We start from the raw sequence: 24,898 nt of genomic DNA on the forward strand, positions 1-24,898 counted from the left end.
CGATCATGACCCGGACCACGACAATGTCCCACCCCCGTTCCCGCAGGATCACCCCCGTCGTTGCCGCGGTGGTGGCCGCCCTGCTGGTCGCCGGATGCTCCAGCAGTTCCGGCGGCAAGAAGGCCGACGAGGCCGGGAACAACATCTCGGCCGGGAAGGCCACCACACCCCGCATGACGGTCGCCCTGATCACGCATGCCGCGCCCGGTGACACCTTCTGGGACATCGTCCGCAAGGGCGCCCAGACTGCCGCCGCCAAGGACAACGTCAAGCTCATCTACTCCTCCGACCCGAACGCCGGCAACCAGGCCAACCTGGTGCAGAACGCCATCGACCAGAAGGTCGACGGGATCGCCGTCACCCTCGCCAAGCCCGACGCGCTCAAGAGCGTCGTTGCCAAGGCCAGGCAAGCCGGCATACCCGTCGTCGGCCTCAACTCCGGTGTGAGCGGCTGGAAGAAGCTGGGTCTGCTGGAGTTCTTCGGACAGGACGAGACGGTGGCCGGTGAGGCGTTCGGCAAGAAGCTCAACAAGGTCGGCGCCAAACACACTGCCTGTGTCATCCAGGAGCAGGGCAACATCGGCCTCACTCAGCGGTGTGAAGGACTGAAGAAGACCTTCTCCGGCAAGACCGACATTCTCTATGTCAACGGCACCGACATGCCGTCCGTGAAGTCGACGATCACCGCCAAGCTCAAGCAGGACAGCTCGATCGACTTCGTGGCGACCCTCGCCGCCCCGATCGCACTCACCGCCGAACAGTCGGTGTCCGAGTCGGGCAGCAAGGCCAAGCTCGCCACGTTCGACCTCAACAAGGACGCGGCCGACGCCATCAAGTCCGGCAAGATCCAGTGGGCCATCGACCAGCAGCCCTTCCTGCAGGGCTACCTGTCGGTCGACGCCCAGTGGCTGTACAAGACGAACGGCAACTTCAGCGGCGGTGGTGCGCAGGCCGTGCTGACCGGACCGGCCATCGTCGACAAGTCCAACATCGACAAGGTCGCCGCATTCGCCGCGAAGGGAACCCGGTGATGACCATGGCCCAGACCACGGCTCCGGCGACGGGTTCCCCGTCACCGGCCCCGCCGACCAGTGGAAAGGACGGCCGCGCATCTGAACGGCCGCTGGCCATCCGGTTGTTGGCGCGGCCGGAGGTGGGTGTCTTCCTCGGTGCCGCCGCGGTGTACGTGTTCTTCCTGATCGCCGCCCCGCCGGTCCGCGACGGCGATTCGATGGCCACCGTGCTGTACCAGTCGTCGACGATCGGCATCATGGCGCTCCCGGTGGCGCTGCTGATGATCGGCGGCGAGTTCGACCTGTCGTCCGGTGTCGCGGTGATCACCTCTGCGCTGACCGCCAGCATGCTCAGCTACCAGCTCACCATGAACGTGTGGGCGGGTGTGCTCGTGGCGCTGATCGTGTCGCTGGCGGTCGGCTTCTTCAACGGCTGGATGGTGGTCAAGACCGGCCTGCCCAGCTTCCTGGTCACCCTGGGCACCTTCCTGATCCTCCAGGGCGTCAACCTCGCGGTCGCCAAGCTGGTCACCGGCAACGTGGCCACCGACGACATCAGCGACATGGCCGGCTTCGGCCAAGCGCAGAAGATCTTCGCCTCCTCGTTCGACATCGGCGGCGTTCAGGTGAAGATCACCGTGTTCTACTGGCTGGCCTTCGCCGCTTTGGCCACCTGGGTACTGCTGCGCACCCGGTACGGCAACTGGATCTTCGCGGTCGGCGGCAACAAGGAGAGCGCACGGGCGGTCGGCGTGCCCGTGACCTTCACCAAGATCTCGCTGTTCATGCTGGTCGGCTTCGGTGCCTGGTTCGTCGGGATGCACCAGCTGTTCACCTTCAACACGGTGCAGTCGGGCGAGGGCGTGGGCCAGGAGCTGATCTACATCGCCGCAGCGGTGATCGGCGGCTGTCTGCTGACCGGGGGCTACGGCTCCGCGATCGGCCCGGTCTTCGGCGCGTTCATGTTCGGCATGGTCAACCAGGGCATCGTGTTCGCCGGTTGGAACCCCGACTGGTTCAAGGCCTTCCTCGGCGTGATGCTGCTCGGCGCCGTCCTGATCAATCTGTGGGTCCGCCAGTCGGCCACCAGGAGGAGGTAACCGACATGACATCCAGCAGCGAATCCGGCACGCACGGCGCGATCCTCGCGGACAATGCCCCGGACGGTGCCGCGGACAAGGACAGTCCCACCGTCGAACTGCGCGGCGCCGGCAAGTCGTACGGCCATGTCCGTGCCCTGCACGACGTGAGCTTGAGCGTCTACCCCAGCCAGGTCACCTGCGTGCTCGGCGACAACGGCGCGGGCAAGTCCACCCTGATCAAAATCATCTCCGGGCTGCACCGGCACACCGAGGGCGACTTCCTCGTCGACAACACCCCGGTGCGCTTCTCCACCCCCCGCGAGGCCCTCGACAGGGGGATCGCCACCGTCTACCAGGACCTCGCCACCGTGCCGCTGATGCCGGTGTGGCGCAACTTCTTCCTCGGCTCCGAAATGACCAAGGGGCCCTGGCCGATCCGCCGCCTCGACATCGAGCGGATGAAAAAGACCGCCGACCACGAGCTGCGCGAGATGGGCATCGTCCTCGACGACCTCGAACAACCCATCGGCACCCTCTCCGGCGGCCAGCGGCAGTGCGTGGCCATCGCCCGCGCCGTCTACTTCGGCGCCCGCGTCCTCATCCTGGACGAGCCCACCGCCGCACTTGGCGTCAAGCAGTCCGGCGTCGTGCTCAAGTACATCGCCGCCGCCCGCGACCGCGGTCTGGGCGTCATCTTCATCACCCACAACCCGCACCACGCCTACATGGTCGGCGACCACTTCAGCGTGCTGCGTCTGGGCACGATGGAACTGTCCGCCTCCCGTAGCGAGATCACGCTCGAGGAGCTGACCAACCACATGGCCGGCGGCGCCGAACTCGTGGCCCTCAAACATGAGCTGGCGCAGGTCCGCGGCGTCGACGTCGAGGAACTCCCCGAACATGACGAACTACAGGCCGGAGCCCCTCAGGCCAACTGACTTCACCCACCACGGAGACATCAGTACATGCCATCTGAGCGAGCACTCGGCGTCGCCATCATCGGCACCGGGAAGATGGGCGCGGACCATGCGCGCAGACTTCATCATCTCGTCAGCGGGGCTCGTGTGAGCGCCGTCGTCGACATCGAGGCGGAGCGCGCCGGGACGCTCGCGGACACGATCGAGGGCTGCACGGCGTACACCGAACCTGCGGCAGCCATGGCGGCGCAGGACGTGGACGCCGTCCTCATCGCCTCCCCGGGGCCCGCCCACGAGGCGGCCCTGCTCGAAGCCCTCGACCGTGACCTGCCGGTGCTGTGCGAGAAGCCGCTCACCCCCGACGCGGCCTCCGCCCTTCGCGTCCTGGAGGCAGAACAGAGGCTCGGGCACCGGCGCGTCCAAGTGGGCTTCATGCGGCGGTACGACGCCGAGTACGCGAAGCTCAAGCGGCTCCTCGGCAGTGCGGTGCTGGGCAGGGCGCTGATGCTGCACCACCGGCACCGCAACCCGGCCATGCCGCCGTGGTTCACCAACGAGATGCTCATCAACGACTCGGTGGTGCACGAGATGGACGTGACCCGCTGGCTTCTCGACCAGGAGATCACAGCGGTCACCGTGCACAAGCCGGCCTCTACGTCGTACGCCCCGGCCGGGATGAACGACCCGCAATTCGTGCTTTTCGAAACCGAGTCGGGTGCTCTCGCCGATGTCGAGATCTTCGGTCACTGCGGTTACGGCTACCAGGTGCAAGCCGAAGCGGTCTGCGAACGCGGCACCGTACGGATCGACGACGAACACGGCCCGCGGCTGAGCGCCGACGGCCGTTGGGGTGGCCGTGTCATACCGGACTACCTTGAGCGTTTCGCGGACGCCTACGACCGCGAGGTTCAGGCCTGGGCGGATGCCACGCGGCGCGGTGGGACCATCGGCCCCAGCGCCTGGGACGGCTATGCGGCCGCGGCCGTGTGCGAGGCGGGCGTGCTGTCCCAGCGGGAGGGGCGGCGCGTCGAGGTCGAGTTGATCGAGCGGCCGGCTTTCTATCAGTAGGCGGCACCCACAGCGGGAGAGGGCGGTACCGGACCGGTACCGCCCTCTCCCGCTGTGCGCCATTCCTCAGCCGGTGGCCGGAAGCACCGTACGCGGCCGGACCGGGAATCCGGCCGCCTGGTAGCAGTCGTCGATGAGACGCATGGTGGTCAGCGCGTCGTCCGCGTCGAGAGCAAGTGGCGCACCGCCCCGCAGGTGGGCCGCGAAGGCCTCCAGCTGGAAGGTGTACGACGACCGGCGGCCGAGTTCCTCGGTGCGCTCGCCGGCGGCCGTGCGCACCACCACCCGGTCGTCCAGGTGCGGCTGTACGAAGTTCATCGCCGTGGCTTCGCCGCGCGTGCCGACGATGCGGCAGCTCATCTGCCATGTGTCGTACGCCATGTGGCAGTTGGCCGTACCGGTGACGCCGCCCGGGAACTCCAGGTCGGCATACAGCCACTGGTCGACGCCCGCGGCCCCGGCCTTCTCCCCGCCGCGCGCGGCGACCAGCCGGGGCGGGCCACCGGCCCAGGGAGCGAGCGTCCGCAGCGCGTGCAGGCTGTAGCAGCCGAGGTCCATCAGCGCACCGCCAGCGAGTGGCAGCGACCAGCGTACGTCGCCCTCCGGTGGCGCGGGCATGGCGACCATGGCCTCCACGTGCCGCAGTTCGCCCAGCTCGCCGCTGTCCAGTAGCTCGTGTAGGCGCCGGAATACCGGATGGAACAGATAGTGGAAGCCCTCCATGAAGGAGGTGCCCGCCTTGGCCGCGGCCTCGCGGACCTCGGCCGCCTCCTCCGCGTTGCTCGCGGACGGTTTCTCGGTGAGGACGTGCTTGCCGGCCTGGAGGGCGGCCAGGTTCCACGGCCCGTGCAGGCCGTTGGCCAACGGGTTGTACACGACCTCGACCTCGGGGTCGGCGATCAGGTCGGCGTACGAGCCTGCGACGCGTTCCACACCGTGGGCGGCGGCGAACGCCTCGGCGCGGCCCCGGTCACGGGCGGCCACCGCGACGAGGCGGTGGCCGCCCGCATGGGCCGGCCCCACGATCGACAGCTCGGCGATCCGGGCCGCGCCCAGGACGCCGATGCGCAAGGGCTCGTCCGTCATCCCGTGCGCACCTCGTCGAGTCGTACGGGACGGTGCTCACGGAGCGACAGGGTGCACGCCTCGGCGATCAAGCTCGCCTCGATGGCGTCCGCCACCGTACAGGGGGACCTGCGGGTGCCCGCCGCCACCTCGGTGAAGGCGGAGAGTTCGGCGCGGTAGGCGGCGGCGAAGCGGTCCATGAAGAAGGTGTGCGGTGGTCCCGCCGGGAAGGCGGTGCCCGGTTCGACGGAGCGCAGCGGCAGCTTGTCCTCCAGGCCCACCGCGATGCTGTCGTTCATACCGTGCAACTCCAGGCGCACGTCGTAACCGCGGGCGTTGTGGCGGGAGTTGGAGATGACGGCGATGGTTCCGTCGTCGAGGGTGAGCAGGGCGGACGCCGTGTCGGCGTCCCCCGCCTCACGGATGTAATCCGCGCCCCGGTTGCCGCCGGTCGCGTAGACCTCGACCACCTCGCGGCCGGTCACCCAGCGCACGATGTCGAAGTCGTGCACGCTGCAGTCGTGGAAGATGCCACCGGAGACGGCCACGTAGGCGGGTGGCGGCGGGGCGGGGTCGAGGGTGGTGGACCGTACGGTGTGCAGCTCGCCGAGTTCACCGCTCACCACGGCCCGGCGCGCGGCCACACAGCCCGGATCGAAGCGCCGGTTGTAGCCGATGTGCACCTCGACTCCGCTGTCTTCCACCGCCCGCAGCACCTCCAGGCTCTCCTTGACGCCGCGGGCCACGGGCTTCTCGCAGAAGACGGGGACGCCCGCTTCGACCGCGGTGCGGATGAGATGAGGGTGTGCGTCGGTCGCGGCGGCGATCACGACGCCGTCGACACCGGCGGCCAGCACGGCCTCGGGGGAGTCCACCGCGGTGGCCCCGAACCGTTCGGTGGCCAGGGCCACGGCCGGGGCCACCGGATCGGTGACCACGAGGGAGTCCACCGCGTCCAGCCCGGCGAGGGTTTCCGCGTGGAAAGCGCCGATCCGGCCCAGTCCCATGATGCCTATACGCATGAAAATCGTGCTCCTTCTGCCCGAGGGCGGCTCAGTCCAGGCCGCCGATGACGACCTGGTCCCAGTCGATGACCGAGCCGGTCACCACTCCGCTGCGGTCCGAGAGCAGGAAGACGACGAAATCGGCGATCTCGTCGGCCTGCCCGAGCTTGCCCATGGGCTGTGCCCTGGCGGCCTCCTCCCGCCAGCTGTCGCCCGCGCCGTGGAAGGCGCGCTGGGTGGCGTCCTCGCCCTCGGTGTCCGTCCAGCCGATGTTGAGGCCGTTGATCCGGATGCGGTCCCAGCGGTGCGCGTGGGCCGCGTTGCGGGTCAGACCGGCCAGACCGGCCTTGGCCGCGGAGTACGGCGCCAGGTACGGCGGCCCGCCGTGGGCGCAGTTGGAGATGATGTTGACGATGGTGCCCGGCGCCTTGCGGGCCGTCATGTCGGCCACCGCCGCCTGCATCGCGAAGAACGGCGCGCGCAGATTGATCGCCATGTGCTGGTCGAACAGCTCCGGCGTGGTGTCCAGCAGCGAGCCGCGCGACGTCAGCCCCGCGGCGTTGACCAGGCAGTCGATACGCCCGTGGGCTTCCACGGCCTGGACGGCGCTGTCGCGCGCCCGCTCCGGATCGGCGAGGTCCGCCCGTACGAAGCGGGCGCCCGTGTCCGCGGCGATCGGCTCGCCCACCTCGGCCCGGCGCCCGGTGAAGACGACGGTCGCGCCCTCCCGTACGGCCGCCCGCACGATGCCCGCGCCGACGCCCTGGCTGCCGCCGTTGACGAGGACGACCTTGTCCTCAAGCAATCTCATGAGTGCTGTGTCCCTTCCAGCTTTCCCGCTCAGGTTTTCCCGCTCGGGCTTCTCAGCCCTGACGCCGCTCTGCAGCCGCTCGTAGTTCCTTGCGCAGCCGTTGCGGGGCCCAGCCCTCGGCGACCGCTTGCCGGAGGGTGTCCGCCTGGGAAGGCGGGGCGAGGCCTCCGACCGGCGCGTCGAGGTCGAGGTGGGTGGGGAAGGGGTAGCCCTCGGCGGTGGCGGCCACCACGCGGCGCAGCCAGTCCTCCGAGGCGCCCTCGGCCTTGCGGTCCAGCAGTACCGGGAAGAGCGCGTTCGCCATCGTCTCGCGGTCGACGGTCTCCATGGCGCGGCCGAAGGCGGAGGAGATCTGCAGCAGATTGGCCATGCGCCGGATATCAGTCGAGCGGTTGTGTCCGGCGGCGTGGAAGAGCGCGGGGTTGAAGAAGACCGCGTCGCCCTTCTCCAGCGGCAGCTGGACGTGGTGGGCGTCGAAGTACTCGACGAACGCGGGCAGCCGCCAGGCGAGATAGCCGGGCTCGTACTTCTGCGAGTGCGGCAGGTACAGCGTCGGGCCGGACTCCACGGGCATGTCGCAGTGGGCCACCGCGCCCTGCAGGGTCAGCACGGGGGAGAGGCGGTGGACATGCGCCGGGTAGGCGGCCGCCTGCTCCTGGGAGAGGAAGCCGAGATGGTAGTCGCGGTGCACACTCTGCGCGGCGCCACCCGGATTGACCACGTTGACCTGCGAGGTCAGCTGGTAGGCGGGACCCAGCCAGGCCTCGGCGATCAGCGCGAGCATGTCGTTGGCGTAGTAGTCCGCGAACACCTCCGGCGCTCGCACGGCCACCTTGTCCAGCGCGTTCCAGACCCGGTCGTTGGCACCGGGCTTGGCGAAGTGGTCGCCGCGGGCCGCGCCGGTGGCGCGCTCCTCCTCGATCACGCCGGTGAAGGCCCGCGACATGCCGTCCACGACACCGGCGTCGGTGAAGGCGCGCTTGAGGACCACGACGCCCGGCCCGTCCAGCAGCGCCCGGACCAGTTCGTCCCGCACATTCCGACGGCCCTCCGGGGACGCGGTCAGCGAGCGGAGCCGTTCGCTGTCGTAGAGCGGCACGCCCTGCTCGACCCGCTCGGCGGAGAGGTGGTCGGCGGGGTCGGTGCTCTGCTCCACGAGGTAGCGGAACGTTTCGAGGTCGCAGTCCGCCTCGGTCAGCCAAGTCCGCGTTCCCGCGGCTGTGGGGGACATTCCCAGTCCTTTCGCAGTCCGTGCTTTTCTGCAAGTCTTGAGAATCCGAACCCATCATTCAATGCTTCTCAATACATCAAAAGTCCATCATCGGCATTTGGGATCAGTCATGCGGCACCCCTACCCGATCAGGGAAATCGCTCGCCAGGCAGGCTTGAGCACGGCCACGGTCGACCGTGTCCTCAATGAGCGGGGCAATGTCACGGAGAGCACCATCAGAGAGGTACAGGAAGCCATCAAGGACCTGAACCGCCAGCGGAATCAGGTCCGGCTCGGGGGCCGTACCTTCATGATCGACATCGTGATGCAGACCCCGGAGCGGTTCTCCACCGCCGTACGGGACGCACTCGAGGCCGAACTGCCCTCCCTGCATCCCGCCCACGTGCGCTCACGCTTCCACTTCCGTGAGACCTGCTCTTCCGGAGAGCTGATCGCCACCCTGGACAAGATCGCCAAGCGTGGTTCACAGGGCGTGATCCTCAAGGCCCCCGACGAGCCGGAGATCGCAGCCGCCGTCGGACGGCTGATCGCGGCCGGTATCCCCGTCGTCACCCTGGTGACCGACCTGCCCCACAGCGCGCGCCTGGCGTACGTCGGCATCGACAACCGCGCGGCCGGCGCCACCGCCGCCTACCTCCTCGGACAGTGGCTCGGCAACCGGCCAGGCAAGGTGCTCACCACCCTCAGCCGCGGCTCCTTCCGTGGCGAGGAGGAGCGCGAGATGGGCTTCCGCAGCGCGATGCGGAACGCCCACCCCGGGCGTTCCCTGGTGGAGGTCACCGACAGCGACGGCCTGGACGCCACCCAGCGTGACCTCGTCTTCGAAGCGCTCAAGCGCGACGAGGACCTCGTCGCCGTCTATTCCGTGGGCGGGGGCAACCTCGCCACCCTCGACGCCTTCGACGCACTCGGACGGGAGTGCGTGGCGTTCATCGCGCACGACCTCGACCACGACAACACCCGGCTGCTGCGAGAGCGCCGCCTGTCCGCAGTCCTCCATCACGACCTGCGCCAGGACATGCGCCGCGCCTGCCAGATCATCATGCGCGCCCACAACGCACTCCCCGACGACGGCCCCGCACTGCCCTCGCCGATCCAGGTGGTCACGCCGTTCAACATGCCACCCGGGACCCCGCCCATGCCGGCCGTCGACTGAACCGGCTGCGAGCGCCCTATGCCCGGACCGGAGGGTCTGGGGCGCGGCGGTGTCGGCCGCCTCGGCGTAGGCGCCTGCGCGGTCGCGGCAGATGACCCCGTCGCTGCCGGGGTACTCCCTGCCGCAGGTTGCCGGCCTCGGCCAGGCGGGAGATCATGATGGGCACAGCAGTCCGGCCGCCTGGAACACTTCCGCCACGGCGGCCTGTGCCTGGAAGCCGTACGCCCAAATCGGAGCGTCGCGAGGGCGCGAAGGACGGTCGCCATGACACGGACTCAGCAGATCTTGTTCATCCAGGGTGGCGGCGCGGGCGCGCACGACGAATGGGACGACAAGCTCGTCGACAGCCTCAGGCGAGAGCTCGGGGACGAGCATGAGGTGCGCTACCCCCGTATGCCCGACGAGGGCGACCCGAGTTACGCCCGGTGGAGCCCGGCGATCCGGCGCGAGATGGCGGACCTGGACGACGGCGCAGTCGTGGCCGGTCATTCGGTGGGCGGGACGATCCTCATCCATGCACTCGCCGAGCAGCCGCCGGAGCACGGACTTGCGGCGATCGTGCTGATCGCCGCCCCGTTCGTCGGCCAGGGCGGCTGGCCGGGCGACGAGTTCGAGCTGCCCGGCGACCTGGGCGCGAGGCTGCCGCACGGCACGCGGGTGCATGTGTTCCACGGACTCGAGGACGAGACCGCCCCACCGTCGCATGCCGACCTCTACGCCCGCCTGATTCCGCAGGCGCAGGTGCACCGGCTGCCCGGGCGCGATCACCAGCTGAACAACGATCTGAGTGAAGTGGCCAAGACGATCAGCCCCGAAAAACCCTGAGCCCTTCCACCATGCCTGGTTCTACCACCTGGCGGGCCCGGCGGCGGCCCGCGTTCAGCAGCCGCGCTGCGATGGGGCGCCCGGCGCTTGCCGGGAACCATGCCCAGCGGTGCTCCCGGATAGGCAGGTCGGCAAACGGAAGTCATTCCTCGCTGCGGTGGGTGACCGGTGCGTCGGTGCGATCGCCGGGGAACTCGTACCAGCGGCGGTGCAGGCACACGAACTCCACGTCGGCGCGTACCAGCCGCATGAACCCGCAGATGGTCTCGGCGAGCCGCTCCTGGGCGCCGGGGTGGGTGAGTCGGCCGTCCTCGGTGAAGGCCTCGTGCGCGCGGGGCAGGCTGAACATGTCGGGGTAGACCCGTGTCCCCAGGTGTTCCAGCGGGACCCGCAGTGCCCACAGGCCGCGGTTGCCGCCGATCATCGACGGGGAGGACGAGACCAGCAGCGCGTGCTTGGTCTTGAATGGCTGCGGGCTTACTCGGGAGACCCAGTCGATGGCGTTCTTCAGCAGTCCTGGAACGGAGGCGTTGTACTCGGGCGACGAGATCACGAGTGCTTCGCAGCGTTTGATCTTTTCGCACAGGGCCAGGGCACCGGCGGGCAGTCCCTCGGAGTCCTCCACATCCCCGTCGTACAGCGGCATGTCGAAATCCCGCATCCTGGCCAGGTCGACCTCGGCACCGGTCTCGGCGATCAGGTTCGACGCCAGCGAGGCGAGCCGCGCGTTGGTGGACCCGGCGCGTAGTGCGGCGCCGAATACCAGGACCCGAACGGGAGCCGACTGAGCATCTCTGGCCATCCTGCGGTCCCTTTCGCCGGGCGGTTGTCCCCACCAGCCAGTTTTCCCCAGCCCGGCCTGCCGCATGGGACGACACACTGCGGCTTCTGAGCGATACCTCGGGCACACGCGACCGGGGTGACCGTTGTGCACGCCGCGGAGCGCATCGGGCTCCTCCGTCCGCACAGGGCGAGAGCGAGGCCGGATGAAAAGGCCATCTTGCCCGGTGCATGCCAATGGTGCGAAAATCCGGAAATCGATGCCTGCCCGTGAGCCGTTCGGCGAACCGGGCACGACCCACGCTCAGCCGGCTGATCTCGACAGCAAGCGACAGCAAGGGAGTGGCGTGTTAGGCGCACTGAGGTTCAGGCACCTGTCCGTGGCGGCGACGGCGGCCGTCCTCACGCTCCTTCTCCCGGCATGCGGCGGCGACGGCCAACCGGGCGGAAGTGGCCCCGCCGCTTCCGCGTCGCTCGACCCCGAGGCGGACTTACGCAAGCAGCGGCTCACCGTCTCGAACTGGGACGGCTATATGCCGAAGGACCTTCCCGCCCGGTTCAAGTCGGCCGTCGGCACACCCATGACCGTCGCCAAGCACAGCACCAACGAGGAGATCATCGCCAAACTGACCGCCTCCGCCGACAGCGGCATCGACGTGGCGTTCGTATCGGGCCAGTACGCGCAGGCGCTCGCGGCGCAGGGGCTGCTCGAACCCATCCACCACGATCTGGTCCCACACCTCAAGAACCTGGACCCGCTCGCCGCCCGGCTCGCCCATGACAAGGGCAACGTCTATTCCGTTCCGTACACCTGGGGCACCACTGGGCTCTGCTACCGCAAGGACCTCGTCGGCTACACCCCCGACAGCTGGAACGACCTGCTGAAGCCGCGCGCCGCGGTCAAGGGCAAGGCCACCATGCTGAAGACCGAACGCTGGCTCTTCCTGCCCGCGCAGAAGGCGCTCGGCTACTCGGTGAACACCACCGGCAAGCAGCAGCTCGCCCAGGTCAAGAAGTTACTGCTCACCGCGAAGGACGGGCTCCTCGCCTACGACGACACCACGTTCGGCGACCGGCTCAAGTCCGGGGAGGCCGTGCTGGCGGAGGCCTGGGACGGCTGGTGCCCGACCGACGACAAGAGGATCGGCTTCGTCGTCCCCAAGGAGGGCAGCGACCTCTGGACCGACACGATGGTCATCCTCAAGTCGTCGAAGAACAAAGAGGCGGCGCACGCCTTCATCGACTACGTCCTCGACGCGAAAGTGCACTCCTGGGTCGCCTCGAACATCTTCTACAAGGTCCCCAACACCGCCGCCATGGCCGAACTCGACCCGGCCCTGCTGAAGAGCTACCCCGCACTCGCCATGCCCCCCGAGGAACTGCTCAAGGGTGAGTCCGCCGTCGACCTTGGCGACGCTGCGACGGCGTACACCCGGATCGTCACGGAAGTCACCGCGGGCTGATGGCCCGCCGGGGGAGGGCGGCCGGAAGACCACCGTTGCGAGCCCGTATCGTCCTGCTCGGCCCGGGCCTGTCCTACCTGGCCGTCCTGCTCGTGCTGCCGCTGGCCCTGCTGATCGGCTACACGGTCTTCCGGCGGGGCCGCTTCGGCGGGATCGCGTACGAAGACGGAAGAACCGGCGAGAACTTCGCGCGGATCACCGACCCCCTCTACGCCGGCGTCCTCGCCGACTCGCTGCGCATCGCCGCCGTCACCACGCTGCTCGCGCTTCTCCTCGGCTACCCGACCGCGTACGCGATCAGCCGGCTGCCCGGCAGATGGCGCACGATCGCCCTGGTCCTGGTCGTGCTTCCGTTCTGGACCAACTTCCTGATCCGTACCTACGCCTGGATCGTGCTGCTGTCCAGCGGGGGTGTGGTCAACTCGGCCCTCACCGGCATCGGCGTGATCGACCGGCCGCTGAAACTCCTCTACACGGAACCCGCCGTCGTCCTCGGACTGCTCTACGCCTATCTCCCGCTGATGGTGCTGCCGCTGTACTCGGCGATCGAGCGGGTCGACCCCCGGCTGCACGAAGCCTCGGCCGATCTGGGCGCCCGCCCGGCCCGCACGTTCTGGAGCGTGACCCTCCCGCACACCCTGCCCGGCGTGCTGACCGGCTGCGTCTTCGTCTTCGTGCCCAGCCTCGGCAACTTCGTCGTCCCCGAACTGCTGGGCGGCGGGCACACGGTCATGGTCGGCAACCTGATCAGAGACCAGTTCCTTAACGCACGGGACTGGCCGTTCGGCTCGGTGCTCGCCCTCGCCCTCATGGCGTTCCTGGTCATGCTGCTCATGGCGCAGGCCTGGGCCGGGCGCCGGCTGGGCGGCCGCTGATGCGCCGGGCGACGCTCCTCCCGCTGTGGTTGACGTACGTGTTCCTCTACACGCCCGTCGTGGTGCTCGTGGTGATGTCCTTCAACCGCTCGGACAGCCCCTACGAGTGGTCCGGGTTCAGCACCGCCTGGTACTCCACGCTGGCCGGCGACGACGAGGTCCTGCGGGGCCTGGCCAACACGCTGATCGTGGCCGCGGGCGCGACCGCCCTGTCCACCGTCCTCGGCACACTGCTCGCCGTGGGGCTCGCCCGCCACGCGAGCCGGTCGCGGCTGCTGCCCGCCCTGTCGGTGCTGCCCGCCGTCCTGCCGGACATCGTGCTCGCGATCGGCCTGCTCGCCTTCTACTCGCTCGTCTCGGCCACCCTCGGCCTGCAGTCGGTGCTGCTCGCCCACACCGTCTTCGGCCTCGCCTTCGTCACGGCCGTCGTGCGCACCCGGATCGCCCACGTCGATCCCTCCCTGGAGGAGGCGTCACGCGACCTCGGCGCGGGCGAGGTCACCACGTTCCTCCGCATCACCCTGCCGACCCTCGCCCCCGGCATCGTGGCGGGCGCGCTGCTGACGTTCACGCTCTCGCTCGACGAGTTCGTCATCGCCTTCTTCACCGCGGGACCGAAGGATCCCACCCTGCCGATCGTCATCTACTCGATGATCAGGTTTGGCGTGACCCCGGAGATCAACGCGCTCGCCACCCTGCTGCTCGCGGTCAGCTTCACTGTGGTGATCGCCGCCCAGCGCGTCAGCCGGCTGACGGAGGCGCTGTGATTCGTATCCATGCCGTCACCCGGCGGTTCGGCGAGGTCATCGCCCTGGACGGGGTGAGCCTGGAGATCGAGGAGGGCGAGTTCTTCGCCCTCCTCGGCCCGAGCGGCTGCGGGAAGACGACCCTGCTGCGCGTCCTCGCCGGATTCGAGGCCCCGGACAGCGGCACGGTCGCTCTGGACGGCCAGGACCTGCTGGGCGTGCCCGCGCACCGGCGGCCGGTCAACCTCATGTTCCAGTCGTACGCGCTGTTCCCGCACATGAACGTGGAGAAGAACATCGCGTACGGGCTGGCGCGGGAAGGGCTCGCCCGGGCGGAGATCGGCGAACGGGTCGCGGCCGTACTCGCCACCGTCGGGCTGACCGCGCAGGCCCGCAGACGGCCGCACCAGCTGTCCGGCGGGCAGCGGCAGCGGGTTGCCCTCGCCCGTGCCATCGTCAAACGCCCCCGTGTGCTGCTGCTCGACGAGCCGCTGTCGGCGCTCGACAAACAGGTCCGCGCCGAGATGCAGCTGGAGCTCAAGCGCCTCCAGCACCAGGTGGGCATCACCTTCCTCGTCGTCACCCACGACCAGGAGGAGGCCATGTCGCTCGCCGACCGGATCGCCGTCCTGGACCGGGGGCGCGTCCAGCAGGTCGACACCCCCGTCGAGCTCTACCGGCACCCTCGGAGCCGGTTCGTCGCGGGCTTCGTCGGCGCCAACAACGTCTTCTCCGGACGGCTGCTGCCCTCCGGCGGACTCGACGTACCCGGCGTCGGTGTCCTGCCCGCCCCGGCCGGGAAGGCGGCGGGGCTGGTCGGCGTACGTCCGGAGAACATCCGGCTCGCCGCCCAGGGCGCGGACGCTTACCTGCACGGCACGGTGCTGGACATCAGCTACTTCGGCGGCTCCTCAAGGATCGCGGTCACGGTCCCCGGTCTGGACCGGCCGGTTCTGCTGACCGTTCCGGGCCCGGCCACGGCGGTCTCCGGGGCCCGCGTCGCGCTGTCATGGGACCCGGAGAGCGCGGTACTGATCGAGACGACGGGAGACACCCTTTGAGCGGCCCCCTGACCATTCTCTTCGCGCCGGAGAGCGCGTACGGCCCGACCAACAACTGCGTCGGCATCGGCGACGTACTGCGCCGACGGGGCCACCGCGTGGTGTTCGCGGCGGAGGCGTCCTGGAAGGGCAGGCTCGCCCCGCTCGGCTTCGAGGAGCACTTGGTCGACCTGGCCCCGCCGCCCGAAGAGCCCCAGGAGGCGGGCCAGTTCTGGAAGGACTTCGTACGCGACACCGCCCCCGAGTTCCAGAAGCCCACGATCGAACAGCTGGGCACATGGGTCAGGCCGGTCTGGGAGGAACTGGTCGCCGGCGCCCGGTACTGCGAACCTCAGCTCAAAAGAATCGTCGACCGGGTCCGGCCGGACGTGATCGTCGAGGACAACGTCGTCTGCTTCCCCGCGCTGACCACGGCGGACGTGCCCTTCGTGCGGATCGTCTCCTGCAACCCGCTGGAAGTGAAGGGCGAACACGTTCCCCCGCCCTTCTCCGGGTACCCGGCCGGTGACCGCGCGGGCTGGGCCGAGTTCCGTGCCGAGTACGACCGCACGCACCGCGAGCTCTGGGCCGAGTTCAACGCCTGGGTCGTGGACCAGGGCGCGAGGCCGCTGCCCGACCTGGAGTTCATCCACGACGGCGAGCTGAACCTGTACGTCTACCCGGAGATCGCCGACTACACCGAAGCCCGCCCGCTGGGCCCTGCCTGGCACCGGCTGGACTCCTCGGTCCGCGAGACCGACGAGGAGTTCACCCTGCCGCCACAGGCGGCCGAACGGCCCGAGGGCAGCGCGCTGATCTACTTCAGCCTGGGCTCCCTCGGCTCCGCCGACATCGGCCTCATGCGCCGGATCATCGCCTCTCTGGCGCGCACCCGGCACCGCTACATCGTCTCCAAGGGGCCGCTGCACGACGAGATCGAGCTGCCTCCCACCATGTGGGGCGCGGAGTTCCTCCCACAGACGCGGATCCTCCCGCTCGTCGACCTCGTCATCACCCATGGCGGCAACAACACGACCACCGAGAGCCTCCACTTCGGCAAGCCCATGATCGTGCTCCCGCTGTTCTGGGACCAGTACGACAACGCACAGCGGGTCGCCGAACTCGGCTACGGCGTCCGCCTCGACCCGTACCGCTTCACCGACGCGCAGCTGCACGGCGCCCTGGCGGAGTTGCTCGGCGACACCCGCCTGCGGCACCGGTTGACGGAAGCCTCCACGACCATCCGGTCCCGCGACGGGCTGCGCACCGCCGCCGACCTCATCGAGCGGCACGGCCACCAAAGGTACGGAAATTGAAACTGTCCTTACGGCTCGGCCTCGGCGTCGCCGTCCTCGCGGTGCTCTCCGCCTGCGCGGACGGGCCCGCGTCGTCCTCCGGCGGTGACTCGGGCGCCCGGGCCACGCTCCGACTCGCCGTTCCCTCGGCCGTGATGGCCCCCAAGGAAGAGGTCGCCACCCACGCGGTGGGCGACGCCGAGGGCTATCTGGCCGAGGAGAAGCTGAAAGTCGACGTGATCAACACCGACGGGTCGGTGGCAGCGGTCCAGGCCGTCGCCTCGAACAGCGCCGACATCGCGCCGGCCGACGCGGGAGCCATCCTCGCCGCACGGGAGAAGGGCGTCCCGGTGAAGGCCGTCGGGGGCCTGGTACGGAACTGGCCGTGGCGCATGGCCGTCCGGCCCGGCAGTGAGGTCAGGAGCCCGGCCGACCTCAAGGGCAAGAAGATCGGGGTCATCAGCCTCGCCTCCGGCTCGGCCATCTACGCCCGCGCGTACGCGAGCGACGCCGGACTGGACGCGGCCAAGGACGTCGACCTGCTGCCGGTCGGCGTGGCCGCACAGGCCCTGGCCGCTCTGGAGGAAGGCAAGGTCGACGTGCTCGCCCTGTACACCCAGGCGTACACCACCATCGAGAACACCGGCACCGATCTGCGCTATCTCGACAACTCCGACGCGTTCGACGGCATCCGCTCCCTGACCTACGCGGTGACCGAGAAGACCCTGAAGGAGAAGAAGGACGTGCTGACGCGCTACTTGCGCGCCTCCTACAAGGCACTGCTCTTCTCCGCCGTCAACCCCGAGGCCGCGATGCGCGACGGCTACCAGGCGTTCCCCCAGCTGCTGACCGGCAAGAAGGCCGACGACCGTATCGCCGACGACACCAGGACCCTCAAGGCGTGGATCAAGACCGCGGTCCCCGCCACCGGTGAGCCCGAGAACTTCAAGGACTGGGGTGCGATCAGCGACGTGGAGTGGGACAAGACGGTCGCCTACACCAGGACGGCCGGCCAGATCACCGAGGACGTCCCCCTCCCGGAGCTGTGGGACGGCAGCCTGCTGGGGGGCGCGAACGGCTTCGACCCGGCGGCCGTGATCGCCAAGGCGAAGGCCGCCGGGTGACGCGGGAAGGCGGGGAGAACAGGCGAGCGGAGAGAGCGGGGAGACCGTGGACGAAGACCGCTGGATCGAAGTCACCGGACTGCACAAGACCTACCGGCCGCGCAGGTCCGAGCCGACCCACGCACTCTCGGACGTCACCTTCACGGTCCGGCGCGGCGAGTTCCTGTCCGTCGTCGGCCCGTCGGGGTGCGGCAAGACCACCCTGCTGAAGATCCTCGCCGGGATCGTCTCCAGGAGCCGGGGGACGGTCCGCGTCGCCGACCGCGACGTGACGGGGCCGCTGCCCGAGGTGGGCATGGTCTTCCAGACGCCCACCCTCCTGCCCTGGCGCACCGTGCTGCAGAACGTGATGGTGCCCGTGGAGGTACAGAAGCTGAACGCCTCGGTGTACCGGGAGCGGGCCGAGCGGCTGCTCGCGATGGTCGGCCTCGACGGCTTCGAGGGCAGACACCCGCATGAGCTGAGCGGCGGGATGCAGCAGCGCGCCGGAATCTGCCGGGCCCTGGTGCACGACCCGGCCGTGCTGCTGATGGACGAGCCCTTCGGCGCACTCGACGCCCTGACCCGCGAGACGATGAACGTCGAGTTGCTGAGGATCTGGCGGGAGAGCGGTCAGACCGTCGTATTCGTCACCCACTCCATCCCCGAGGCGGTTTTCCTCTCCGACCGGGTCGTGGTTCTCAGCCCCCGCCCCGGCCGCATAGCCGAAATCGTCGACATCGAGCTCGAACGCCCGCGCACACTCGGCGCGATGGCCTCGGACCGCGCCGGAGTCTTCGTCGAGCGGATCCGCGGGCATTTCAACGCCACCTGGGTGATCGACTCATGAAGCGACTCATGAATCGACCCCGCAAGCGGCGGCTCCGCGTGGACCTGCGAGAACGCCCCGAACTGCTGCTCGCTCCCACCGTCTTCGTCGTCACCATGCTGGCCTGGGAGTTCGCGGTTCCCGTCTTCGGTATCGACGACTACGTGCTGCCGCGCCCCTCGCAGATCTTCGACGCCCTCCGCACACAGCTGGCGGACCCGTTGTTCTGGGGACATCTGAAGGTGACGGTCCTGGAGTCGAGTTACGGCTTTCTGCTCGGAGTGGCGGCGGCGCTGGTGCTGGGCACCGCGATCTCCCAGGTGCGGCTGATCGAGCGCACCTTCATGCCGTACGTCGTCGCCTTCCAGACGGTGCCCAAGGTGGCGCTCGCGCCGCTGTTCGTCGTCTGGTTCGGCTTCGGCATGACGAGCAAGGTCGTCATGGCGGCGGTGATCTCGTTCTTCCCCGTGCTGGTCAACGTCATCGAGGGGCTGCGCTCGGCCGACGCCGATCGGATCCAGATGCTCACGGTGTTCGGCGCCGGCAGGTTCCAGGTGTTCCGGATGGTGCGGCTGCCGAGCGCGCTCCCCTTCATCTTCGCCGGCCTGGACATCGGGATCGTCTTCTCGATCCTCGGCGCCGTCGTCGGCGAGTTCATCGGCGCGAAGGAGGGCCTGGGATACCTCCTGCTGCAGACCAACTACAACTTCGACATCGCCGGGATGTTCGCCGTGCTGGTGGTGCTCTCCGTACTGGGGCTGATCGCCCACTTCATCATCCGGTTCGCAAGGAAGCGGCTCGTCTTCTGGGCCGAGGAGAACCGGGTGATCGGCGCATGACGAACTGAGGTCGACCGAGGCAGGAGGCCCGCATGACCGCATACGACCTGGTGGTGAAGAACGCCCGTGTCGTCACCCACGACCACGATGACGCGCACCCCGCGGACATCGCCGTCCAAGGAGGCCGGATCGCCTCCGTAGCCTCTGGCATCGCCACGGAAGGCGCCCGCCGGGTGGTCGACGCCGGCGGCAGGTTGGCGTTCCCCGGTGTCGTCGACGCCCACCAGCACTGGGGGATTTACCACCCGCTGCCCGAGGACGCGGCCACCGAGAGCCGCGCGTGCGCACAGGGAGGCGTCACCAGCGCCCTGACCTACACCCGGACCGGCCGCTACTACCTCAACAAGGCCGGTGCGTACGCCGACTTCTTCCCCGAGGTGCTGGCCGCCGCTTCCGGCCGCGCCCACGTCGACTACGGCTTCCACCTCGCGCCGATCTCGCGTGCTCACATCGACGAGATTCCCGACCTGATCGAGCGGTTCGGCGTCACCTCGTTCAAGGTCTTCATGTTCTACGGCAGCCACGGCCTCCACGGCAGGTCGGCCGACCAGAATGCCTTCCTGATGCTCCCCGAGGACGAGCGGTACGACTACGCGCACTTCGAGTTCGTCATGCGCGGGGTGCAGGCCGCCCGTGAGCGATTCCCCGACCTCGCCGACGAGATCTCCCTCTCCCTGCACTGCGAGACCGCCGAGATCATGACCGCGTACACCAGGCTGGTCGAGGAGGCGGGCGACCTGACCGGGCTCGCCGCCTACAGCGCCTCCCGGCCGCAGCACTCCGAAGGCCTCGCGGTCGCCGTCGCCTCCTACCTGGCGCACGAGACCGGGCTGCCCACGATCAACCTGCTGCACCTGTCGTCCCGCAAGGCGGTCGACGCGGCCGTGCGGATGAGCCGGGCGTTCCCGCACATCGACTTCCGCCGCGAGGTGACCGTCGGGCATCTGCTCGCCGACATCACCACCGCACACGGCCTCGGCGGCAAGGTCAACCCACCGCTGCGGCCCCGTGACGACGTCGAGGCGCTCTGGGAACACATGCTCGACGGCACCGTCGACTGGGTCGTCAGCGACCACGCGTGCTGCCGCGAGGAGGTGAAGTTCGGCGGGCCCGAGGACGACGTCTTCCTCGCCAAGGCCGGCTTCGGCGGCGCCGAGTACCTCCTCCCCGGCCTGCTCACCGAGGGAACGAAACGCGGCCTGCCGCTGGGCCGGATCGCCGCGCTGACCTCCTGGAACCCGGCCCGGCGCTTTGGGCTGCGCACCAAGGGCAGCCTCGCCCCCGGCTTCGACGCCGACATCGCCTTGGTCGACCCGGGCCGCACCTGGACCGTGCGCGCCGCGGAGTCGGAGTCGACGCAGCAGTACACCCCGTTCGAGGGCTTCGAGCTGACCGCCCAGGTCACCGACACCTTCTTGAGGGGCAACCACATCCTGTGGGCGGGCAAGGTCGTCGGCCCACCCGCCGGCGCCTACCTGCACCGTCCGACCGGCACCGCCTGAGCTTGACTCTTGTTGAGAACCTCTGATGGCCGAGGTCAGCTGCCGAGGGTTCGCCAGGACTTCGGCCGGGGGATCCCCCGCTGATCCAGGATGGTCCGGAAGGCGGTCGGCGGTCTCGGCGAAGAGGTTCCCTCGGTCACTGACCGGCCGCTGAGACGTTTGATGTTCACGGCGATGGCCGTGAGTACGTGTTGCAGGTGGGCTTTCGGCTGTCCTCGGTAGCGGCAGCGGCGTATGCCGTGTCCGTGGGTGAATTCGTTGATGGTGCCCTCCACTCGGGAGTGGAGGGCGTAGCGGGCCATTCGGGTGTCTGCTGCTCGGTGCGGACGCGGACTTGCAGGTCGCGGAGTTCTCGCGGGGGAAAGCCCACGTTCCGGGCGCTCTCGTGGGAGCTGGTGCACCGGGGGCGGTCTGCCGGCTTGTGGTCCGGTGAAGTCGTAGCGGCCGTCGTGGGGGTGTCGGGGCGTGGGCGGTATGTGCATGTCGAAGAACAGGCCGACGGTGACCGGGGTGCCCAGCCGTGAGGGGAAAGGGGTGCACGTGATCGTGCGTGGCCTTGGCGGTGGTTCAGGCGGCCGAAGTGATCGCTCGGGTGACGGCTGTGATCGCCGGGGCGGGGTGGCCGGGGAGGCGCGCCACGAGTACCCGGCGGATCTCGGGGGGTGCGCCGTCGACGCGCAGCAGGCTCACCCCGGGCGGCAGCACCGGTGAGAGCCGGGACGGCACCGTGGTCACACCGAAGCCGCCGGCGACCAGCTGGAGCTTCGTCAGCCAGTCACGCGCGGAGTGGATGACGCGAGGCCGTCCGGGCAGCCCGGGCCACTGCCTCGGCCGCGCCCGGCCGGTGACCCAGTCCCCAGCAGTGCAGCTGCCGCTCACCGGGCAGCGGTTTCTTCCTGCCCACGGCAAGCACGGTGGTCACGAGCACAGCGAGCCGGGCAAAGGCCGGTGGGTACGCCGGGCCCCGCGCACTGGACCGGCGGTGTCCGGCGTACTCATCGCACCGGCACTCGTTGGGGAGCGTGGCCCCGCTCGCACCGGATGGTGGCCCGCTTGGCCACGTGGCTCTGAGGCGGGCGTGTCGATCGCCACGGTGTCTCGGGTGATCAACGGACAGGTGCTGGTGTCCCCCGCGACGTGGCAGATGGTGCGGCCCGCCGCGCCTTGAACTGTGGAGGCCCCCGGACACCGTCGGGGGCCTCTGCGTCGGCTGGCACGGTCCAGGGGTATCGGAGATGTCAGTCGATCCAGACCACGACCGGGATCCGGATTGCACGGAGGTCTTGGTGGACGGTGTACTCGAGGATGACGGGTTCGCCGGGAATGTGGATGCTGAAGCGGGCGTGGGCACTCATCGGGGTGCCCGGCGGCGGTCGGTCCCTGTCCACCGCGCCTCCGGCTTCGATGGCAAGGGCGGCGATGAAGTTGGAGACCTTCTTCGCCAGGTCCGGCGGCATGGTCAAGATGGCTGAGGCGGACCCGTCTTCAACGTACGCCGCCCACGCCGGCCGGGGACGCTCACTGCTCACCCGGCGGCTCGCTCAACCTGAGCGATCAGGTCCTCAACGGCGACAAGGTTCCGGCCGGCGCTTGCGTTGGCCCGGCTGGCGTCGGCGCCGGGGGCCCGGTCCAGCATGGCCTCCCGCCACCATTTCTCCATGGCTTCGTCGATGGCCCGGCTTCCTTCGGCGGCCAGGACCTGGCTGTAGAACTTCGTCCGTTTCTGGTCGGCCAACGCCTTGCCGATCGCCTCGATGCTGTACGGAATCGCGGAGACCTTGTAACTGACGGGGTGATCAGGCTGCGCGCTCACACGCGTCTCCTCAAGGTCGGGAAGCGGGCTGCTGCCGAGCCTACCGGCCAGACCGGCTCGTACGGTCTGTTCTCTCCGACAGATCCCCAGGCGCTCGCCCACGCCTGCCGGGCCTTTTCTCGCGACATCACCGGCCCTGGACCGGTTCGCCGACGGCACGCACGCCACCCGTATGAGGCGCCCCGGAGCGGTGGTTCAGCTGCCCCGGACGCCCTCGGGCGAGATCCGGCGTGCGAGGCGCCGACCCGGCCGCCGTCCCCGACGACCGGGCCGCCCGCGAACGCCGCCGCCGGCAGGTGACCGCGGGGGCCTACCGGCTGCGCCGGCACGAGAAGCCGGTGGTGGCCCTCGCCGCGATGGGTGCCCTGGTTCCGGAGGCCCTGGCCGCCGCCGACCGGCTCACCGCCCTCGGCCACGGCGTCGACGTGGTGTGCTGGCCAGTCCGGACCTGCCCTTGCCGCTCTCCCGTTCGGGGCAGTACGCTCCCAGCAGAATTGAAGTTAGTTCAATCTCTGTCTTTCACGTGCAATCCGGCGCGCGGGTCGCCGTGGGACGACGACCCTCCCGACCCGGCCGACCACGCGCAGCGTCGCGCTAAGGGGAGCCGCACATGTCCACCCAGTTGACGGATCCTTCGCTGTACCGCCTGTCCGAGTCCGCAGCGAGGCGTCTACGACGGCCGCGCTTCGGCCACGTCATCAATAGTGAGACCGTCGCCCCGCCCGATGAGGCGACGAAGTCCAGCGTGTGGATGGAGGTGGGGGCACCATGACACCGACAGTGGAAGCCGACTGGGTGGTCGTCGGCGGCGGCAGCGCCGGGAGCGTGCTGGCGGCGCGCCTGAGCGAGGATCCGGCCAGCGAGGTCGTGCTGCTGGAGGCCGGACGCGACTGGCGGTCCGCTGACGCCCCACCGCAGTTGCGCAGTATGAACGGCTGGCGGGCGCTGGACGAGACGGCCTGTGCGGAGTTCCAGTGGCCGGGTCTTACGTCACGGCGCAGCCGCGCCCAGGCGCCGCGGCCGCATGTGCGCGGACGGGGCCTCGGCGGTTCGTCGTCGGTCAACGGCATGATCGCCTTCCGGGCCATGCCGGACGACTACGACCGGTGGGCGGCGTACGGCTGTCCCGGCTGGTCGTACGCGGACATGGTGCCGTACCTGCGACGCATGGAGAGCGACGCGGACTTCGGCGACCGCCCTCACCACGGCGGTCACGGGCCCATACCGGTGCAGCGGCTCGGCCGCGAGGACTGGGGCCCCGCCGACCACGCGCTTGCCGAGGCCGCGCTGGGACGTGGCCACGCCTGGTGCGACGACCACAACGGGCCCACGGGGACCGGCGTTTCGCCGTACGCCATCAGCTCCCGCGACGGTGCGCGGGTCACGACCAACGACGGATACCTCGAGCCGGCCCGACAGCGCCCCAATCTGCGGGTGTTCGGCGGCGCGACGGTGGACACGGTGCTCATCGAGGGCGGCCGGGCCGTGGGGGTGCGACTGCGCCGGGGGAACGACTGGACGGAAGTCCGTGCCCAGCACGTCGTCCTGTGTGCCGGAGCGGTGCACTCCCCGGCGATCCTGCTGCGGTCCGGCATCGGGCCGAACGGCCCGGTGGCGGCGCTCCCGGTCGGTGAGGGGATGCAGGAACATCCTCTGGCGCTGTTCTGGCTGTACGCCCGGCCCGGAAAACAGCCCGACATCGATGCCCGGCATGCCAACTGCTGTCTGCGCTACTCCTCCGGACTGGCGGGGGCGGGCGAGAACGACATGATGATCACCTCGATCAACCAGACGCTCGCCCTGCCGAACCCCGGCGACTCCCACCTCGTCGCCGAGGGCACCGGCGGAACCTGGGGCGGTGCGGGTGGCGGCCATGCCGCGGGCGGTCCTGGCCTGCTCTGTCTGTGGGCGAACCAGCAGTTCTCGCGCGGCGTGCTGCGCCTGGCCTCCGCGGACCCCGACGTGCATCCGGTGATGGACCAGGATCTGCTGAGCGACCGCGCGGACCTCGTCCGGATGCGTGACGGCGTCAAGCGCTGTGTGGAGTTGCTGCGCAGCGGACCGTTCGACACCGCCTTCGAGCACATCGCCATCGACATCGCCGGCCGGGGTCTCGACGCGCTGTCCGACGACGCGACGGTCGACCGCTGGCTGATGGAGACCATCGGCGACACCGGCCATATCTGCGGAACCTGCCGCATGGGCGCGCCCGACGACCCCCGTGCGGTGGTCGATCCGTCCGGCCGCGTCCTCGGCGTCGACGGGCTCTGGGTCGCCGACGCCTCCGTGTTCCCGGAAGTGCCGCGGGCCAACACGAACCTGCCGACCATCGCCGCCGCGGAACGGCTGTCGGACCTCATCCGTGGACGCCTCGCCGGCCCCATCGCGGGCGATGGCGCCGTCACCCAAGCGTAGTCACGATCATGACCGATGCCGGAGGG

Annotated in this window: 25 protein-coding genes and 1 pseudogene; 17 read left to right on the forward strand and 9 right to left on the reverse strand. The window is 69.5% G+C overall.

The window, feature by feature from the left end; genetic code table 11:
• Positions 1–5: 5 nt before the first annotated feature.
• The 4 genes from ABZ370_RS15105 to ABZ370_RS15120 are packed head-to-tail and all read left to right on the forward strand — an operon-like array spanning position 6 to position 4,080.
• Positions 6–1,031 (forward strand): substrate-binding domain-containing protein, encoded by a 1,026-nt coding sequence (locus ABZ370_RS15105; RefSeq protein ID WP_358620395.1) that lies wholly within the window; start codon positions 6–8, stop codon positions 1,029–1,031.
• Positions 1,031–2,113 carry an ABC transporter permease gene (locus ABZ370_RS15110; RefSeq protein WP_358620312.1) on the forward strand — a complete coding sequence of 361 codons (1,083 nt, stop codon included), beginning with the start codon at positions 1,031–1,033 and terminating at the stop codon, positions 2,111–2,113. Before ABZ370_RS15105 ends, ABZ370_RS15110 begins: the two co-directional genes overlap by 1 nt.
• Before the next feature lie 5 nt (positions 2,114–2,118).
• Positions 2,119–3,033 carry an ATP-binding cassette domain-containing protein gene (locus ABZ370_RS15115; RefSeq protein WP_358620314.1) on the forward strand — a complete coding sequence of 305 codons (915 nt, stop codon included), beginning with the start codon at positions 2,119–2,121 and terminating at the stop codon, positions 3,031–3,033.
• A 27-nt stretch (positions 3,034–3,060) separates the two neighbouring features.
• Entirely contained in the window at positions 3,061–4,080 is a 1,020-nt protein-coding gene (locus ABZ370_RS15120) for a Gfo/Idh/MocA family oxidoreductase (protein ID WP_358620316.1), read from the forward strand.
• A 66-nt stretch (positions 4,081–4,146) separates the two neighbouring features.
• On the opposite strand, the gene ABZ370_RS15125 is transcribed toward ABZ370_RS15120, so the two are convergent.
• Genes ABZ370_RS15125 through ABZ370_RS15140 form a run of 4 tightly spaced genes read right to left on the reverse strand, consistent with a single transcriptional unit; the run spans position 4,147 to position 8,191 of the window.
• Positions 4,147–5,166 (reverse strand): Gfo/Idh/MocA family oxidoreductase, encoded by a 1,020-nt coding sequence (locus tag ABZ370_RS15125; protein WP_358620317.1) that lies wholly within the window; start codon positions 5,164–5,166, stop codon positions 4,147–4,149.
• Entirely contained in the window at positions 5,163–6,167 is a 1,005-nt protein-coding gene (locus ABZ370_RS15130; protein ID WP_358620319.1) for a Gfo/Idh/MocA family oxidoreductase, read from the reverse strand. Before ABZ370_RS15130 ends, ABZ370_RS15125 begins: the two co-directional genes overlap by 4 nt.
• A gap of 31 nt (positions 6,168–6,198) precedes the next feature.
• Complete coding sequence (locus tag ABZ370_RS15135) at positions 6,199–6,960, reverse strand: SDR family oxidoreductase (RefSeq protein WP_358620320.1); 762 nt, start codon at positions 6,958–6,960, stop codon at positions 6,199–6,201.
• A 52-nt stretch (positions 6,961–7,012) separates the two neighbouring features.
• Positions 7,013–8,191, reverse strand: a complete 1,179-nt coding sequence (locus ABZ370_RS15140) for a phytanoyl-CoA dioxygenase family protein (RefSeq protein ID WP_358620322.1) — start codon at positions 8,189–8,191, stop codon at positions 7,013–7,015.
• Between the two features lie 109 nt (positions 8,192–8,300).
• Here ABZ370_RS15140 and ABZ370_RS15145 point away from each other — a divergent pair, with 109 nt between their 5' ends.
• Together ABZ370_RS15145 and ABZ370_RS15150 are read left to right on the forward strand one after the other, a co-directional pair.
• A complete protein-coding gene (locus ABZ370_RS15145; RefSeq protein WP_358620324.1) occupies positions 8,301–9,347 on the forward strand; it encodes a LacI family DNA-binding transcriptional regulator in 1,047 nt (348 codons plus the stop codon).
• 264 nt (positions 9,348–9,611) lie between these two features.
• Positions 9,612–10,172: an alpha/beta hydrolase gene (locus ABZ370_RS15150; protein WP_358620326.1), complete on the forward strand. Its 561-nt coding sequence runs from the start codon at positions 9,612–9,614 to the stop codon at positions 10,170–10,172.
• A 142-nt stretch (positions 10,173–10,314) separates the two neighbouring features.
• Here the strand turns inward: ABZ370_RS15150 and ABZ370_RS15155 are convergent, their stop codons facing one another.
• On the reverse strand, positions 10,315–10,974 hold the full coding sequence (locus ABZ370_RS15155; protein WP_358620327.1) for an NAD(P)H-dependent oxidoreductase: 660 nt from the start codon (positions 10,972–10,974) through the stop codon (positions 10,315–10,317).
• Positions 10,975–11,332: 358 nt separating this feature from the next.
• On the opposite strand from ABZ370_RS15155, the gene ABZ370_RS15160 reads away from it, so the two are divergent.
• Genes ABZ370_RS15160 through ABZ370_RS15200 form a run of 9 tightly spaced genes read left to right on the forward strand, consistent with a single transcriptional unit; the run spans position 11,333 to position 20,644 of the window.
• The gene (locus tag ABZ370_RS15160; protein ID WP_358620329.1) at positions 11,333–12,415 is read left to right on the forward strand and encodes a spermidine/putrescine ABC transporter substrate-binding protein; all 1,083 of its coding nucleotides are present in this window, start codon (positions 11,333–11,335) and stop codon (positions 12,413–12,415) included.
• Between the two features lie 35 nt (positions 12,416–12,450).
• Entirely contained in the window at positions 12,451–13,290 is an 840-nt protein-coding gene (locus tag ABZ370_RS15165) for an ABC transporter permease (RefSeq protein ID WP_358620331.1), read from the forward strand.
• On the forward strand, positions 13,290–14,057 hold the full coding sequence (locus tag ABZ370_RS15170; RefSeq protein ID WP_358620332.1) for an ABC transporter permease: 768 nt from the start codon (positions 13,290–13,292) through the stop codon (positions 14,055–14,057). Before ABZ370_RS15165 ends, ABZ370_RS15170 begins: the two co-directional genes overlap by 1 nt.
• On the forward strand, positions 14,054–15,097 hold the full coding sequence (locus tag ABZ370_RS15175) for an ABC transporter ATP-binding protein (RefSeq protein WP_358620334.1): 1,044 nt from the start codon (positions 14,054–14,056) through the stop codon (positions 15,095–15,097). The genes ABZ370_RS15170 and ABZ370_RS15175 overlap by 4 nt, the downstream gene beginning before the upstream one ends.
• Positions 15,094–16,392 (forward strand): nucleotide disphospho-sugar-binding domain-containing protein, encoded by a 1,299-nt coding sequence (locus tag ABZ370_RS15180; RefSeq protein WP_358620335.1) that lies wholly within the window; start codon positions 15,094–15,096, stop codon positions 16,390–16,392. Before ABZ370_RS15175 ends, ABZ370_RS15180 begins: the two co-directional genes overlap by 4 nt.
• Positions 16,389–17,495: an ABC transporter substrate-binding protein gene (locus tag ABZ370_RS15185; protein WP_358620336.1), complete on the forward strand. Its 1,107-nt coding sequence runs from the start codon at positions 16,389–16,391 to the stop codon at positions 17,493–17,495. The genes ABZ370_RS15180 and ABZ370_RS15185 overlap by 4 nt, the downstream gene beginning before the upstream one ends.
• A gap of 46 nt (positions 17,496–17,541) precedes the next feature.
• Positions 17,542–18,324, forward strand: coding sequence for an ABC transporter ATP-binding protein (locus ABZ370_RS15190; protein ID WP_358620338.1), 783 nt, complete (start codon positions 17,542–17,544; stop codon positions 18,322–18,324).
• A gap of 8 nt (positions 18,325–18,332) precedes the next feature.
• Positions 18,333–19,142 carry an ABC transporter permease gene (locus ABZ370_RS15195; RefSeq protein ID WP_358620340.1) on the forward strand — a complete coding sequence of 270 codons (810 nt, stop codon included), beginning with the start codon at positions 18,333–18,335 and terminating at the stop codon, positions 19,140–19,142.
• A 32-nt stretch (positions 19,143–19,174) separates the two neighbouring features.
• The gene (locus ABZ370_RS15200) at positions 19,175–20,644 is read left to right on the forward strand and encodes a dihydroorotase family protein (RefSeq protein ID WP_358620342.1); all 1,470 of its coding nucleotides are present in this window, start codon (positions 19,175–19,177) and stop codon (positions 20,642–20,644) included.
• A gap of 35 nt (positions 20,645–20,679) precedes the next feature.
• On the opposite strand, the gene ABZ370_RS15205 is transcribed toward ABZ370_RS15200, so the two are convergent.
• Both ABZ370_RS15205 and ABZ370_RS15210 read right to left on the reverse strand, forming a co-directional pair.
• Entirely contained in the window at positions 20,680–21,126 is a 447-nt protein-coding gene (locus tag ABZ370_RS15205; protein ID WP_358620343.1) for a transposase, read from the reverse strand.
• An 85-nt stretch (positions 21,127–21,211) separates the two neighbouring features.
• Positions 21,212–21,466: pseudogene (locus ABZ370_RS15210) on the reverse strand (LysR substrate-binding domain-containing protein); the annotation flags it as partial.
• Between ABZ370_RS15210 and ABZ370_RS15215 the strand changes: the two are divergent.
• A complete protein-coding gene (locus ABZ370_RS15215; protein ID WP_358620345.1) occupies positions 21,435–21,812 on the forward strand; it encodes a LacI family DNA-binding transcriptional regulator in 378 nt (125 codons plus the stop codon). The pseudogene ABZ370_RS15210 and the gene ABZ370_RS15215 overlap by 32 nt on opposite strands.
• Before the next feature lie 70 nt (positions 21,813–21,882).
• Here the strand turns inward: ABZ370_RS15215 and ABZ370_RS15220 are convergent, their stop codons facing one another.
• Positions 21,883–22,101 (reverse strand): hypothetical protein, encoded by a 219-nt coding sequence (locus tag ABZ370_RS15220; protein ID WP_358620346.1) that lies wholly within the window; start codon positions 22,099–22,101, stop codon positions 21,883–21,885.
• Between the two features lie 68 nt (positions 22,102–22,169).
• On the reverse strand, positions 22,170–22,457 hold the full coding sequence (locus tag ABZ370_RS15225) for a hypothetical protein (RefSeq protein WP_358620347.1): 288 nt from the start codon (positions 22,455–22,457) through the stop codon (positions 22,170–22,172).
• A gap of 768 nt (positions 22,458–23,225) precedes the next feature.
• Here ABZ370_RS15225 and ABZ370_RS15230 point away from each other — a divergent pair.
• A complete protein-coding gene (locus ABZ370_RS15230; RefSeq protein WP_358620348.1) occupies positions 23,226–24,872 on the forward strand; it encodes a GMC family oxidoreductase N-terminal domain-containing protein in 1,647 nt (548 codons plus the stop codon).
• Positions 24,873–24,898 lie beyond the last annotated feature (26 nt).

Source organism: Streptomyces sp. NPDC005962 (assembly GCF_040629205.1).
Lineage (GTDB): Bacteria > Actinomycetota > Actinomycetes > Streptomycetales > Streptomycetaceae > Streptomyces.

Bases quoted from the DNA above. Each gene is read 5' to 3' on its own strand.
- ABZ370_RS15105 (WP_358620395.1), top strand. From the start codon at position 6: ATGACCCGGACCACGACAATGTCCCACCCCCGTTCCCGCAGGATCACC.
- ABZ370_RS15110 (WP_358620312.1), top strand. From the start codon at position 1,031: ATGACCATGGCCCAGACCACGGCTCCGGCGACGGGTTCCCCGTCACCG.
- ABZ370_RS15115 (WP_358620314.1), top strand. From the start codon at position 2,119: ATGACATCCAGCAGCGAATCCGGCACGCACGGCGCGATCCTCGCGGAC.
- ABZ370_RS15120 (WP_358620316.1), top strand. From the start codon at position 3,061: ATGCCATCTGAGCGAGCACTCGGCGTCGCCATCATCGGCACCGGGAAG.
- ABZ370_RS15125 (WP_358620317.1), bottom strand. From the start codon at position 5,166: ATGACGGACGAGCCCTTGCGCATCGGCGTCCTGGGCGCGGCCCGGATC.
- ABZ370_RS15130 (WP_358620319.1), bottom strand. From the start codon at position 6,167: ATGCGTATAGGCATCATGGGACTGGGCCGGATCGGCGCTTTCCACGCG.
- ABZ370_RS15135 (WP_358620320.1), bottom strand. From the start codon at position 6,960: ATGAGATTGCTTGAGGACAAGGTCGTCCTCGTCAACGGCGGCAGCCAG.
- ABZ370_RS15140 (WP_358620322.1), bottom strand. From the start codon at position 8,191: ATGTCCCCCACAGCCGCGGGAACGCGGACTTGGCTGACCGAGGCGGAC.
- ABZ370_RS15145 (WP_358620324.1), top strand. From the start codon at position 8,301: ATGCGGCACCCCTACCCGATCAGGGAAATCGCTCGCCAGGCAGGCTTG.
- ABZ370_RS15150 (WP_358620326.1), top strand. From the start codon at position 9,612: ATGACACGGACTCAGCAGATCTTGTTCATCCAGGGTGGCGGCGCGGGC.
- ABZ370_RS15155 (WP_358620327.1), bottom strand. From the start codon at position 10,974: ATGGCCAGAGATGCTCAGTCGGCTCCCGTTCGGGTCCTGGTATTCGGC.
- ABZ370_RS15170 (WP_358620332.1), top strand. From the start codon at position 13,290: ATGCGCCGGGCGACGCTCCTCCCGCTGTGGTTGACGTACGTGTTCCTC.
- ABZ370_RS15195 (WP_358620340.1), top strand. From the start codon at position 18,333: ATGAATCGACCCCGCAAGCGGCGGCTCCGCGTGGACCTGCGAGAACGC.
- ABZ370_RS15200 (WP_358620342.1), top strand. From the start codon at position 19,175: ATGACCGCATACGACCTGGTGGTGAAGAACGCCCGTGTCGTCACCCAC.
- ABZ370_RS15205 (WP_358620343.1), bottom strand. From the start codon at position 21,126: ATGCACATACCGCCCACGCCCCGACACCCCCACGACGGCCGCTACGAC.
- ABZ370_RS15215 (WP_358620345.1), top strand. From the start codon at position 21,435: ATGACGCGAGGCCGTCCGGGCAGCCCGGGCCACTGCCTCGGCCGCGCC.
- ABZ370_RS15220 (WP_358620346.1), bottom strand. From the start codon at position 22,101: ATGCCGCCGGACCTGGCGAAGAAGGTCTCCAACTTCATCGCCGCCCTT.
- ABZ370_RS15230 (WP_358620348.1), top strand. From the start codon at position 23,226: ATGACACCGACAGTGGAAGCCGACTGGGTGGTCGTCGGCGGCGGCAGC.